The sequence below is a fragment of the Pseudomonas sp. M1 genome (assembly GCF_022760135.1).
Classification (GTDB): domain Bacteria; phylum Pseudomonadota; class Gammaproteobacteria; order Pseudomonadales; family Pseudomonadaceae; genus Pseudomonas; species Pseudomonas citronellolis.
Window position 1 is genome coordinate 3,390,675 of the sequence record NZ_CP094343.1, and the last position, 13,827, is coordinate 3,404,501.

General features: G+C 68.7%; 8 protein-coding genes. 1 reads left to right on the forward strand and 7 read right to left on the reverse strand.

Annotated elements, in window-relative coordinates; all coding sequences use genetic code 11:
* The 7 genes from PM1_RS15030 to PM1_RS15060 form a co-directional block, all read right to left on the reverse strand.
* Positions 1 to 1,329, reverse strand: a complete 1,329-nt coding sequence (locus PM1_RS15030) for a hypothetical protein (RefSeq protein WP_009622028.1) — start codon at positions 1,327 to 1,329, stop codon at positions 1 to 3.
* A gap of 11 nt (positions 1,330 to 1,340) precedes the next feature.
* Positions 1,341 to 2,804, reverse strand: a complete 1,464-nt coding sequence (locus tag PM1_RS15035) for a hypothetical protein (protein ID WP_009622026.1) — start codon at positions 2,802 to 2,804, stop codon at positions 1,341 to 1,343.
* A 9-nt stretch (positions 2,805 to 2,813) separates the two neighbouring features.
* Positions 2,814 to 5,378 (reverse strand): type VI secretion system Vgr family protein, encoded by a 2,565-nt coding sequence (locus PM1_RS15040; protein WP_024128923.1) that lies wholly within the window; start codon positions 5,376 to 5,378, stop codon positions 2,814 to 2,816.
* 135 nt (positions 5,379 to 5,513) lie between these two features.
* Positions 5,514 to 6,926, reverse strand: a complete 1,413-nt coding sequence (locus tag PM1_RS15045; RefSeq protein WP_009622022.1) for an efflux transporter outer membrane subunit — start codon at positions 6,924 to 6,926, stop codon at positions 5,514 to 5,516.
* Between the two features lie 11 nt (positions 6,927 to 6,937).
* The gene (locus PM1_RS15050; RefSeq protein WP_009622021.1) at positions 6,938 to 8,917 is read right to left on the reverse strand and encodes a MacB family efflux pump subunit; all 1,980 of its coding nucleotides are present in this window, start codon (positions 8,915 to 8,917) and stop codon (positions 6,938 to 6,940) included.
* Positions 8,918 to 10,090, reverse strand: coding sequence for an efflux RND transporter periplasmic adaptor subunit (locus tag PM1_RS15055; RefSeq protein ID WP_009622019.1), 1,173 nt, complete (start codon positions 10,088 to 10,090; stop codon positions 8,918 to 8,920).
* A gap of 131 nt (positions 10,091 to 10,221) precedes the next feature.
* Complete coding sequence (locus tag PM1_RS15060; protein WP_043300495.1) at positions 10,222 to 11,229, reverse strand: FecR family protein; 1,008 nt, start codon at positions 11,227 to 11,229, stop codon at positions 10,222 to 10,224.
* 284 nt (positions 11,230 to 11,513) lie between these two features.
* Between PM1_RS15060 and pvdQ the strand changes: the two genes are divergently transcribed.
* Positions 11,514 to 13,802 carry a bifunctional acylase PvdQ gene (pvdQ, locus tag PM1_RS15065; RefSeq protein WP_009622015.1) on the forward strand — a complete coding sequence of 763 codons (2,289 nt, stop codon included), beginning with the start codon at positions 11,514 to 11,516 and terminating at the stop codon, positions 13,800 to 13,802.
* Positions 13,803 to 13,827: the final 25 nt, after the last annotated feature.

Genomic DNA, 13,827 nt, shown 5'->3' on the forward strand with positions numbered 1-13,827 from the left:
TCAACTGCCGCGTACCAGCTTCCAGGTTACGTTGCGCCCTTCCACTTGTGGCAGGGGCACACCATGCATGAAGGTCTGTTTACCGGTTGGCCAGTCCTCGCAACTCCATACGCCAGGGTAGGGACAAGGCTGGCCGGAGGTGGCGCGCAAACCTGTTCCGGGCTGTTCGATCCACTGCCAGCGCAGCGGCTGGCCCTGGTAGGTAGGCAAGACTTCGCCTGCCTGACCGGCGCGGAACTGAACGCTGGGGTTGTCTAGCGCCTGCCACAGCCCTGCGTGGGGCGCCGGTTCGCCGCTGTTGGCAAACGCGCTGGGGGTATCCGCCACTGGCGCGGGCAGGTCGACCGTGGCAGCGCTGGAGGATAAAACCGCTGGTGTGCCGTCCTGTTCTTCATCCCATAGCCAGAGCACATGGCCCTTGGCGAGGCCGCGCGGCACTTCGGGGAAAATCTCACCCTGCTGGAAGTGGCGGCGCGAATCGCGCTGGGCGAAGGTGTACCAAAAGCCGGCACGTGGGCAGGGCTGGCCAGCGTAAACAGGTGGCACGGGCAAGGGGCCGAGTCCTTCTTCGAAGGGCACGGTCTCGCCGGGTACACGTTCGACCAGGGTCCAGAGGGTTGGCTCTTGGGAGGCGTAGTTGAGGCCGCTTGGTCTCAGTCCCACACAGGCTTTGGGAGCGTTACGCGTATAAGTGGTGAAATGGTGGGAAGCAATCAGGAACTGTGCACTGGCGTCATCCACATCGGGCAGGTAGACACCTGTTTGCGGAACCGGCTCTCCAGTACGGACCTGTACCTGGGGATTCAGGCGATAACGTGGCCAGGCGGGAGGAGGGTCAAGGGGGCCGCGCTCTTCGCTGTATCCGGTGGTTAGAAAGGTTGTTACCCAATATGCTTCAGCGGTTGCCAAAATATTCCCAGCGAAGTGCGAAGCCCGCCCGATCAGGCCCCAGTATTGGTCATCCGCACCGGGCTCCACTTCGTCCAGCCAGCCGCTCCAATACTCCCGCTGGCCTCGCATGTCATTTGAAACTCGATGAGCCGCAAGCAAGCTGCTGTAATCACCATGGGTCAGATTAATGAAGCACTTGTTCAGCGCATCCATAGTTCGGCGGAAGTTCGGCAATACGGTGTCGCCCCAGACGATATCCGGTTGCATCGGCAGGCCGCGCTTGCGGTAGTCCGTCGGTAACTGCCGCATGAAGCGTTGCAGGCAGTCTTCCACATGTTTGAGCATTGCCGCCCAGGCGTCTTGCATCTGCTGGTAGTACTCCTTGGAACTGAAGCGTTCGAGCAGGTAGATTTCCTGGGGTCTCAAAGGGGTCGGCATAAGGCATCCTTTCAGAGATCGAGTTTGGAATCGGGTGGCAGGTTGCGCCCATCGATATGGTTGGTCAGTTTGGGTAGGCCGAGGAATTCATCGCTCTCGCCGGGGAAGTCGCTGTAGCCCCACTGGGTGGGCCGGCGCCGGCTAAGGTGCTCTGGCTGCAACTGCCGGGGATCGAGGACGATCTGCATGGCGCCGCCTTCGAGGACATAGGGACTGGCCTCTTCCAGCTTCTGGCTGGCAGCCGGCCCTTCCCAGGCATTCAGGCCCTTGCCCGGCGGCACGGTGTAGACGACATACTCGCCGTTGCGGTTCCAGTAGCGCCAGACGGCGAAGCGGCGACGCCAGTCGTCACGACCGCTCAGGGCGAGGAACTCGGCCTCGCGCATCCAGCAGATGCTGTTATCGAAGGAGTTGGGTGCCACCACACGGTACAACCTCTCACCAGGTTGCAGAGTCACCGGTAGGGCGTCCTCGAAAGTTTCGAAGGCGTTACCCAGTGGTCCAGGGGCTGTCTTGCTGATATCCGGCCAGCCGGGTTTCGAAGGAGCCTTTGCCATTTCTTTGTGAACCAACTCCCCCGTCTTATCCACCCACTCCGGCTTGTTCCGCTCGAACTCCAGCGCATCGTCTTCCGCCTGAAGGCGTGGCGTCCCGTGGTGATTCCGGGCGTTCACCTGGGCCCGGTAGTTCATGTCCGCCTCGATATCCAGGCGGCGGGCTAGCCGCTCCAGCCAGTCGCGCACGGGGCCGAGCAGGCCTTCGAGCTTCTGGTTGGCCATGCGCCGTACGTTCAGCACGGACTCCAGCAACTGCCCGGCGCGGCTGGCCATGGCCGCGCTGCCCCAGCGCCGGACCAGGTCGAGTAGTTGGCGCAGGGCATCGATCAGTTCGTCGAAGACCTTCGTCAGTTCCGCCACCTTGAGCTGCGCGATCACTTCCCGCAGCTTGCCGGCCAGCCAGCGATAGGGGTTCTGGATGTTCAGGGCGCGCAGGCTACGACGCACCGCGGGCGTTTGCAGGTGCTGGTTGAGCTTGCCGATACCGGCTTCGACGAAGGGCCGGCTGGCGTCCCAGAAGCCTTCGGCCTTCAGCGCCGCGCCGGAGCGCACGGCGAACTGGCGCCCGTAGGCGAAGAGGATCTTGCAGCAGCCCTTGGCCAGCGAGCCGAGCACGGGAAACAGGCCGATCAGGGTCAGGACCAGGGCGATCCAGGCCCAATGATTGCTGCTGTCGGCGTTGATCTTCCGGCAGTTGGCCACCAGGTCGCGCACATCGCACAACTGGTCGACGATGGGGATCATCGAGATCACCGTGCCGGTCACCACCTGGGCGGTACTCTGCTCTTCGGCGAAGTCCCCTTGCAGGACGATCCAGAGCCATTCGGCGGCAGCGCCCAGGTCCTGCCGGGCGCTACCGAGCCAGCGCGCGGGGGCGGCGGCGTACCAGGCCAATGCGTTTTCGAGTTCTTCCCACATAGGTCGTCCTTAACCCAGCTTGTTTCGGGCTGCGTCGATCAGGTGCCGCAGGGGTTCCCAGGTGGAATCCTCACGCGGTTCGAGGGGGGTGTATTCGACCTTGACGGCTTTCTCGGGCACATTTTCGTGGCGGGCGCACCCCTGGGCGTCGAGCTTCCCGGTGATGTTCTGGCCGTTCTCGAAAAGAATCCGGTATTCCTGCCCTGCGAACGGCTGGTCGTCGGCACCGCGGTGGTTGATCTCGATCCAGTTGCCGGCATCGCTTTTCGACCATCGAGGCAGGGGGAGGCTGGCGGAACCCGGCCCCACCAGGCTGTGCTTGCCCGCCTTGACGACAAAATCTCCCGGCATGCCCATCTCGATATTGCCGTCGGCGATCTTCACGTAGGCGCCGCCGCAGAGCAGGGTGAGGTGCGTCTTGGCGTTGACGATGATGTGCTCCTGGCTGGCCGAGACCTCCACGCTCTGGTCGGCTTCCAGGCGTGCGCTGTTGTGCTGCGCCTGCAGGAGCAGTTCGCCCTGGTGGGCGATGTGGCGCATGTCGCCGCTCTGGGCAAAGGTGCCCAGGCCCTGGCCGGCGTTGAGCAGCATCTGTTCGCCGGCGGTCAGTTGCACCTGCTCGCGCGCGACGGCATCGATGTGCTCGCCGGCGCCCAGGGCGATGCTGCGCGGGCTGGCCAGGGCGATGCCGGCCGGGGCGGAGAGGGCGATGACCGGTTCACTGCCATTGCCGCCGCCGTCGGCCTGGTCGTTGGCGCCATGGCCCATGGCGCGCACGGCCTCGGTCAGGTTTTCCTGGGGCTTGGCCTGGTGGGCCAGGCCCTGGTGTTCACCGGCGTAGTCGCCCAGGGTCCTGGCCAGCTCCAGCGCCGCCTCCAGGGTGCTGACCAGTTGCGCGCGGTCGAGCAGGCCGCCGTTGGCGTTGGCTTGTGCCTCGGTGCTGAGCAGCATGCCCTGCGCCGCACGCAAGGCGCCGTGCAGGTCGGTGCGCAGCTCGAAGCCTTCGCCGCGCGGCTGGCCGCCGTCGGGCCGCGGGTGGGTGAGGTAGCCCAGGTGGAGATGGCTTTGGCCATGGTCGTTCATCAGCGCGGCGCTGATTTCGCTGGTGGTGTCGTCCAGGCGCAGCTCGCTGGCGCGCTGGCCCTTGTGTTCCTTGCTCTTGAGGGTGCTGAGCACCTGGTGCCTGGGTAGTTCGTAGGGCGGGCGGTTGCCCACCCGGTAGCTGCGGCCCGCGACCACGGGTTGGTCCGGGTCGCCATCGAGGAAGTCGACGATGACCTCCTGGCCGATGCGCGGCAGGGTGATTTGCCCCCAGCCGCTGCCGGCCCAGCCGTGCAGCGGGCGAATCCAGCAGGAGCTGTGTTCGTTGTGCGCGCCTTCGCGGTCCCAGGGGAACTGCACGCGCACGCGGCCGAATTCATCGACGTGGAACTCTTCGCCCTCGGGGCCGACGACGGTGGCCACCTGCGGGCCCGGGATGAGTGGCCGCGGCCGCGGCGCGGGGCGCCATTCGATGCGGTCGGGCACCAATTGGGCGGTATAGCCGTAGTAGGTGCCACTCTCGGCCCCGGCGCTCTCTTCGGCCTGGCTGGTGTGCTGGCGGCCCTCATGGCGGATGTGCACCGGGCGCCAGCCGTGGTTCCAGTCCTGGCGGGGATGGCCGATGAGGTCGAAGGCCAGGCCGGGGACCAGGCGCGGGTCGTCGCCTTCGACCGTGGCGGTCTGCGCGTCACCCCGCAGGCCGCGCAGGCGGTCACGGGAGAAGGCTTCGCCACTTTCTCCCTGCTTGTAGCGGCCGGGATAGGCATAGTGCTCGTAGTCCTGCTCGGCCGCGCGTGGACGTTCGGCTACGGCGCTGTGCTGCTGATCGTGCTGCGGGTATTTGAAGGTGTAGTCGCGCTGGGTCTGGCGGGTGGTGCGCACGTGCTCGGCGTAGGTGAAGGTGCGCAGGGCCGGTTCGGGCCGGTCGCCGCCGGGCGTGGGGTTGTAGGGTACCGGGCCGCCGGCGATGGTGCCCTGGATATAGAGGCGGTCGCCGTGAATCAGGGTGCAGCCGTCGGGGCGGTGCTCGAAGCGGTGGAAGAGACCTTCCTCGGCGGCCAGGCGCAGGAGGAAGTCCAGGTCGGTGTCGCCGGCCTGGACGCAGTACTCGCGGGTGAGGTGGTCTTCGGTGAGGTTCTGTTGGTAGGGGTCGATGCCGTGCTCGGCGAGCAGCAGGTTCAGGATTTCCGGCACGGTTTTTTGCTGGAAGATGCGCCAGTCGGCGCACAGCTCGAGCCGTGCCAGGGGCGGTTCGACCAGGGCGCGGTAGCGGGTGCGACGGAAGCCGGTGGTGCCTTGCTCGAAGCGGCTGACCTGGCCATGGACATGGCGTACCGGTTGCTCGCCCTGCCAGAGGATGAAGTGTGCCGGCGCATCCAGAATCTTGGCGAAGTCGATGGCCGGGTCGCGGCTGGCCAACTCCAGCGCCAGTTGGTAGCTCTCGCTGAGGCCCTCGTCGAGGGTGAATTCGATGACCTCGAATTCGGTTTCGCCCACGCTGAAGGTGAAGCGCAGGTCGCTTTGGCGGGGCATGGCGGACATCCTCGGCTCGCAGGGAAAAGCGGCAATCTATCGAGGGACGCCTAAATGAAATGCCGGCCAACTCTCTTTGCGTTGAGGGATATTTCGCTCAATAGCTGTTTGGAGGCCGACGCGGCAGAAAGCGCTTCAGGGCAATCGGGAGAGGGCGTTGCCAGTGCTCCAGCCGCCCCCCAATGCCTTGAACAACCCCACCGCCGCCTGCAGGCGCGCCAGGCGCAGCTGCACCGCGGCGTCCTGCGCCTGGTAGAGGGTGCGCTGGGTGTCCAGCACCGTGAGCAGGGTTTCCGCGCCGGCCTGGTAGCGGCTGTCGGAGAGTTCGAAGGCGCGCTGCGCCTGTTCCAGTTCCTGCTGCTGCCAGTGCAGCTGGCGGTCGATGCCGTCGATGCCATTGAGCGAGCGTTCGGTGTCGGCGAAGGCGCCGAGGATGGCCTTGCGGTAGTTCTCCAGCAGCTCGCGTTGCAGCGCCAGGCGGCGGTCGCGCTCGGCGCCCAGGCGGCCGTGGTTGAAGATGGGCGCGAGTAGGTTGGCGCCCAGGTCGTAGTAGGAGGTGCGCAGCAGGTCAGAGGCGTGGTTGGCGCCGGAGGACAGGTTGGCCGTCAGCGTCAGGCTGGGCAGCATGGCGGCGCGGGCCACCTGCACGTCGGCCTGGGCCGCCGCCAGCTGCGCTTCGGCGCGGGCGACGTCCGGGCGGCGGGCGAGCAGTTCGCTGGGCAGGCCGGCGCCGATCCGTGGCCACTGCACGCTGTCGAACGGCTGGCCGCCGAGTTTCAGGGTCGGCAGCGGTTCGCCGATCAGGGTGGCCAGGGTGACCTGGGCATCGCGCTCCTGCTGTTGCAGCAGCGGCAACTGGCGCTGTTGGGCGGCCACCAGGCCGCTCTGCTGGGCCACCTCCAGCTCGGTGGCGGAGCCGGCCTCGCGGCGGCTGCGCACCAGGCCCAGGACCTGCTCGGCGTTCTCCAGGTTGAGCCGGGCGATGCGCTGCTGTTCGCGCAGGGCAAGCACCTGCAGGTAGGCGTCGGCGACCCCGGCCACCAATGTCAGTTCCACGGTGGCGCGGTCGTATTCGCTGGCCTTGAGGCTCTGCAATGCGCTGCGGTAGGCGGCGCGGCGGCCGCCCCAGAAGTCCACTTCGTAGCTGGCACTGAGGCCGGCGCTGAAGGTATCCACCGCTTTGTCGTCCTCGCTGGCGTCGATGCCGCTGTAGCCGGCGCCGTGCAGCAGCTTCTCGCGGGTAGCGCCCAGTTGCGCGTTGACTTCCGGCAGCAGCGGCGCGCCGGCGATCACCGCGCTGGCGCGGGCCTGGTCGACGCGGGCGATGGCCGCCGCCAGGTCCTGGCTGTTGTCCAGGGCACGCTGGACCAGGCCGTCCAGTTCGCCGGCGCCGAAGCGCGTCCACCAGCGCTGCAGCTCGCCGCGGCGGGTGTCGCCGGCGCCATACTGCCAGGCGGGCGGGGCGGCGATGCCGCTGTCGAGGGGGTGCGGGGCGCCGGCGCAGGCGCCCAGCAGCAGGCAGGCGGGCAGTAGGCTCAGGGCTTTCATTCGGGTGTCCGTCATTGGCTGGCCAGGGCGGCCACCGGGTCGAGGCGGGCGGCCTTGCGTGCCGGCATGAAGCCGAACACCAGGCCGGTGGCCAGGGCGCAGGCGAAGGCGCCGAGGATGGCCGCCGGGGAGAACGCCACCGCTACCTTGCCCAGCAGCAGCGCGCCGCCGATGCCCAGGGCGATGCCGACGCCGGCCAGGCCGCCGACCACCGAAAGCAGCGTGGCCTCGGTGAGGAACTGGCGCAGGATGTCGCTCTGCCGCGCGCCGGTGGCCATGCGAATGCCGATCTCGCGGGTGCGCTCGCGCACGGTCATCAGCATCACATTCATCACCCCGATGCCGCCCACCAGCAGGGAGATGGCGGCGATAGAGCCGAGCATCAGCGATAGGGTGTTCTGGGTGTGCGCCTCGGCCTGGATCAGCGCGGCGTTGTTGGTCAGCTCGTAGTCGCGCTGGCCGCGGTGCAGGCGCTGCATCAGGCGGTCGATGGCCTTTTCCGTCTCGTGCACGCGGCGCGCGTCGGCGGCGGCGATGATCACGTATTCCGGGTTGCGCGTGCCGAACAGGCGGATGCTGGCGGCGGAGTAGGGCACCGCGATGCGGTTGTCGGCGTCCTGGTCGCCGGAGCTGGAGCCCTTGGCCTGCAGCACGCCGACCACCTGGAAGGGCACGTTCTCGATGAGGATGTAGCGGCCGATCGGGCTAGCGCTGCCGAACAGCTTCTCGCGCACCTTGGCGCCGATCACCGCGACCGTGGCGGCGTTGGCCTCGTCGCGTTCGGTGAAGTAGCTGCCTTCGCTCACCGGCCAGTTGAGGATGGTCGGGAAGTCGGTGTTGTTGCCGCCGACGTAGGCGTGGTAGTCGAGGCTGCCGTGGCGCACCACCAGTTCGCCGCCGTTCACCGGCATGGCCTTCTTCACCTGGGGCAGGGTGGCGATGGCCGCGACGTCGTCCAGGCTGACGACGCCCATGGGCGTGCGCGGGTTGGGCGAGTAGCCGCTGAGGTAGATGATGTTGGAGCCGAAGGCGCCCATCTGCGCCATCACCTGGCGCTTGCTGCCTTCGCCCACGGCGAGCATCACCACCACCGAGGCCACGCCGATGACGATGCCCAGCAGGGTGAGGGCGGTGCGGAAGCGGTTCAGCCACATTACCCGCCAGGCCGCTCGGATGGCTTCCAGCAGTTCGGCGCGCCAGGCCCCGGCGGGCTCGGCGCTGCCCTGCAGCAGGCGCTCGCGCAGCTCCTCGGCGCGCAGGCCGGGGGTGGCCGGTTGCGACGGCGCGCCATTGGCGCTGTCGCTGACGATCTCGCCGTCGAGCACCTCGATGACGCGCTTGGCGCGGGCGGCGACGTCGCGGTCGTGGGTGATCAGGATCACCACGTGGCCCAGGGCGGCCAGCTCGTCGAGCAGCGCCATGACCTCGGCGCCGCTGTGGCTGTCGAGGGCGCCGGTGGGTTCGTCGGCGAGGATGATGTGGCCGCCGTTCATCAGGGCGCGGGCGATGGAGACGCGCTGCTGCTGGCCGCCGGAAAGCTGCTGCGGGCGGTTGCCGGTGCGCTCGCCCAGGCCCAGGCGCTCGAGCAGTTGGCGGGCGCGGCCGTGGCGTTGCAGGGCCGGGGTGCCGGCATAGATGGCCGGCATCTCGACGTTTTCCTGGGCCGAGGCCGAGGGGATCAGGTGGTAGCCCTGGAACACGAAGCCGAAGGCCTCGCGGCGCAGCCAGGCCTGCTCGTCGCTGTCCAGCTCGGCGACGTCGCGCCCGGCGAACAGGTAGCGGCCGCTGCTGGGGCGGTCGAGGCAGCCGAGGATGTTCATCAGCGTCGACTTGCCGGAGCCGGAGGCGCCGACGATGGCGACGAACTCGCCGGGGTGGATGCTCAGGGAGATGCCGCGCAGCACCTCGACCTCGGGGCTGCCGTTGCCGCCGTAGCGCTTGCGTACGTCGCGCAGTTCGATCAGCGGGATGTCCTGGAGGGTTTCGCTCATTCAGCCCTCGCCATTGTCCGGGGCGGCCATCAGCAGGCGCTCGCCTTCCTGCAGGCCGGACAGCACCTGGACGTGCAGGCGGTCGCTGATGCCGGTCTCGACCTTGCGGCTCTCCGGCTTGCCGTTGCGCCCGACCACCCAGACGTAGTGGCCACCCTGGCCGTCTTCATGCAGCGCGGCCACGGGGGCGGTGAGGGTGCCCTGGGCGGTGGCGGCGACGAAGAACACCTGGGCGGTCATTTCCGCCATTAGCTGGTGGTCGCTGTTGTCCACGTCCACCAGCACCGTGTACAGCACCACCCGGCCGCTGCCGCTGGAAGCGCCGGCGGAGCTGCTGCCGGTGCTTTCCTGGTTGTTCGGGTCCAGCGGCTTGGGCGGCACCGGCAGTATCTGCCGTACCGTGCCGCTCCAGCGCCGCCGCTCGCCGGCGAGGGTGGTGAAGTAGGCTGGCATGCCCGGCTTGACGCGGCCGATGTCGGCCTCGGAGACCTGGGCCCAGACGGTCATCGGCGAGAGCTTGGCGATACGCAGGATCAGCGGCGTCTGCTGCTGGGCGTTGAGCGTCTGGCCCTCGCGGGCGTCCACCGCCACCACGGTGCCGGACATGGGCGCATAGATGCGCGTGTAGCCCAGCTCGGCCTCGTCGCTGCGCAGGGTAGCCTTGGCCTGGTGGATCTGCGCCTGGTACATGTCTATCCGCGCCTGGGTCGCCTGCACCTGCGCGTAGGCGGTCTGCACGTCTTCCTCGCGGGTGGCGCTGGCGGCGGCCAGGCGCTGCTGGCGCTGGTATTGCTGGCGCGCCAGCAGGTGCTGGGCGCGCTGCTCGGCCAGTTGCGCCTTGAGCACTTCGATGGAGTAGCGGCCGGCGTCGACCCGCGCCTGTTGGGTGGAGGGGTCTATCTCCACCAGCAACTGGCCTTCCTTGACCTCGTCGCCGGGTTCCACGTGCAGTTTGAGTATCTGCCCCGACGCCTGGGCGCCGACGTCCACGTAGCGCCGTGGCTGCAGGGTGCCGAGGGCGGTGACGCTGCTTTCGATGTCGCCACGGGCGACCGGGGCGGTGATCAGGTCATCGCCGCCGAAGGGGTGGGTCTGCCAGGCGGCGACGGCGAGCAGGGAGACGAGAAGGGCTGCGATCAGCAGTGTGCGACCAGTACGACGGGGGCGTTTCATTCGGGGTTCCGGCCAGGGCTTGGAAGGCATGCCGCCGCGGGGGCGCGGCCAGGCATGCGCTTTCGGGAAGACGGATGATGCCCAAGGAAATTTAGCGCCGACAGGGCTGGCGGAGCTTTATTCGCGCGCTGTTACAACTGCGCGTAGCGGCTGCTGATGCGGATGCTGCCGTTGTCCAGGCGCTGTAGCTCGACCGGCAGCACCCGGGGCAGGGCGTTGACCAGTTCCTGCAGGTTGCGCGTGCGATAGGTGCCGCCGATGCGCAGGTTGGCCACCGTCTGGTCGGCCAGCACCAGCGGGGCGTCCAGGTAGCGGTTGATCAGCGGCAGGGCGGCGCCCAGCGACAGGTCGTCGAGCACCAGGCGGCCGTCGCGCCAGGCCAGGACCTGGACGGGGTCGGCGCTGGCCACCAGGGGCTGGAGCATGCCGGCGCGGTAGCTGGCCTGCATGCCGGGGGTCAGGCTGCTGTCGTTGCCGTCCTTCTCGCTGCGCACCCGCACCGAGCCTTCGGTGACGGTCACGGTGACCTGGTCCTGGTACTTCCACACGTCGAAGCGCGTGCCGGTGACGGTGATGCTGCCCTTGGCGGCGCGCACCACGAAGGGGTGGCTGGCGTCGTGGCTGACGTGGAAGTAGGCCTCGCCCTGGTCCAGCACCACCCGGCGCACGTCGCGGAAATTGGCATAGGACAGGCGGGTATTGAGGTTCAGCTCGACCTCGCTGCCGTCGGGCAGCAGCACTTTGCGCAGGGTGGCGTCGGCCTGGTAGCGGTGGCAGCTGTCCGGCACCCAGCCCTGCAGCCAGCCCAGGTAGCCGGCGGCCGGCAGTACCAGCAGGGCGAGGGCGGCGGCGCGCAGTTGCTTGCGCCAGGAACGCCGGCGGCGGCCCGCCGGTGGGCGTGGCAGCGGTGGGCGGCGGCCGGTAGTGCGCGGGGTGGGGCGGACTTCCAGCAGGTGCGCGCTGAGCTTCCAGATCTTCTCCACTTCGGCGTACTTGGCCGCATGCCGCGAGTCGCTTTCCAGCCATTGCTGGAACTGCGCACGCTCGGCATCGCTGCAGTCCGGCTCGTGCAGGCGCATGCACCAGTGCGCGGCGGCCTGCGCCACGGGATCGCTCGAAGGGGAAGGGGGGGTAGTCATGAGGGGGCCGGTTGAACCTTGCCGCGCCTGGATCCGGCGCCGCCATGGCGGAGGGATGATGGGCGCAATTATAGGAGAGCTCGCATCCTACGGAAAGCCGCGGCCGGGCGCCAGCCACCCCGATCCAGCCTTGCCGGGGCGCCTACGGCGGGCGTCGGTAAAGTTTCCCGGGTGCGCTTCGTTCCCTGAATGCCGGCGTTCGGGGCGGAGCATTCATGCCGCCGAAGGCCGCGACTCCCAGTCGTCCTGCGCCATCCGCGGCGCGCTCGTACAGAGATGAATCGATGCAAAAGCGCACCCTCGTGGCCGGCCTCGCCGGCGCCTTGCTCGGCCTGCTGCCCCAGGCCCAGGCCGACAGCGCCCGCCCGGCCGCACTGGCCGCCGACATCCGCTGGACCGCCTACGGCGTACCGCACATCCGCGCCACCGACGAAGGCGGCCTGGGCTTCGGCGTCGGCTACGCCTACGCCCGCGACAACGCCTGCCTGCTGGCCGACGAGATCGTCACCGCCCGCGGCGAGCGTTCGCGCTATTTCGGCGCCGAGGGCGAGTCCTCGGCGCAGGTCGGCAACCTCGCCTCGGACGTCTTCTTCACCTGGCTCAACCGTCCGGAATCCGTGGAGGCCTTCCGCAAGGCCCAGTCCACGGAAGTGACACAACTGCTGGAAGGCTACGCGGCGGGCTTCAACCGCTTCCTGCGCGAGGCCAGCGCCGACACCACCAGTTGCCTGGGCCAGCCCTGGCTGAAGCCGATCGACAGCGGCGACCTGGTGCGCCTGACCCGTCGCCTGCTGGTGGAGGGCGGTGTCGGCCAGTTCGCCCAGGCTGTGGTAGCCGCGGCGCCGCCGGGCGCTGCCAGTGCAGCCCTGACCGGCGCGGAGGGCTTCCGCCTGGCCGAGCAGCGCCGCGAGCGCTTCCGCCTGGAACGCGGCAGCAACGCCATCGCCGTCGGCGCGGAGCGCTCGGCTAGCGGCCACGCCCTGCTGCTGGCCAACCCGCACTTCCCCTGGCAGGGCGCCATGCGCTTCTACCAGCTGCACCTGAGCATCCCCGGCAAGCTCGACGTCATGGGCGCGGCGCTGCCTGGGCTGCCGGTGGTGAACATCGGCTTCAACCGGCACCTGGCCTGGACGCACACGGTGGACACCTCCAGCCACTTCACCCTCTACCGCCTGGAGCTGGACCCGCAGAACCCGCTGCACTACCGCCTGGACGGGCGCTGGCAGCCGCTGGAGAAGCGCGTGGTGAAGGTCCAGGTACGCGGCGCCGGCGGCCAGTTGCAGACGGTCGAGCACAACGTCTACGAGTCGGTCTACGGCCCGGTGCTGGTCTGGCCCGGCAAGCTCGACTGGAGCGCCGGCGAGGCCTATGCCTTGCGCGACGCCAACCTGGGCAACACCCGGGTGCTGCAGCAGTGGTACTCGATCAACCAGGCGCGCGACGTGGCGGACCTGCGCCACCGCGTGGAGTCCCTGCAGGGCATTCCCTGGGTGAATACCCTGGCCGCCGACGAACACGGCGACGTGCTCTACCTGAACCAGTCCGTGGTGCCCAACCTGACCCCGGGGCAGCTGCAGGCCTGCGCCATTCCCGCGCTGGTCGCCGAGGGCCTGCCGGCGCTGCAGGGCAACCTCGGGCGCTGCGGCTGGAGCCGCGACCCCGGTGCGGCGCAGCCCGGCATCCAGCCGGCCACGCAGTTGCCGGCGCTGGTGCGCCGCGACTTCGTGCAGAACTCCAACGACAGCGCCTGGATGACCAACCCGGCGGCGCCGCTGGAAGGCTTCTCGCCGCTGGCCAGCCGCCAGGACCAGCCCCTGGGCCTGCGCGCCCGCTTCGCACTGCAGGCCCTGCAGGGCAAGGGGCCGATCGACGAGCCGCTGCTGCAACGGCTGGTCACCGGCAACCACGTCTACGCCGCCGACCTGGTGCTGCCTGACCTGCTGCAACTGTGCCGCCAGGCGCAGGAAGCAGCGCTGTCGTCCGCTTGTGGCAGCCTCGCCAAGTGGGACCGCAGCGCCAACCTCGACGCCGGCCCGGGCTTCGTCTATTTCCAGCGCTTCATGACCCACTTCGACGGCCTGGAGGGCGCCTGGAAGGTGCCGTTCGACCCCGCGCGCCCGCTGCAGACGCCCAGCGGCATCGCCCTGGACAAGCCCGAAGTGGCGAAACAGGTGCGCGAAGCGCTGCTGGCCGCGACGAAAGAGGTGCATGAACTGGGGCTCGACCAGCGCGAACGCTGGGGCGAAGTGCAGGTCAGCAGCACGGCCAAGCCGCCGATCCCGATCCCCGGCGGCGACGGCCACCTGGGCATCTACAACGCCATGCAGAGCGTGCCCCAGGGCGACCACCTGGAGGTGGTGAGCGGCAGCAGCTACATCCAACTGGTCAGCTTCACCGCCGAGGGCCCGCAGGCCAAGGGGCTGCTGGCCTTCTCCCAGGCCAGCGAGCCGCGTTCGCCGCACCACGCCGACCAGACCCGGCTGTTCTCGCGCCAGGCCTGGTCGCCGCTGCCCTTCACCGAGGCGCAGATCGACGCGGACCCCGGCCTGCAGGTGCTGCACCTGGCGCAATGAAAGGAGGCGTACTCCCATGATTTCC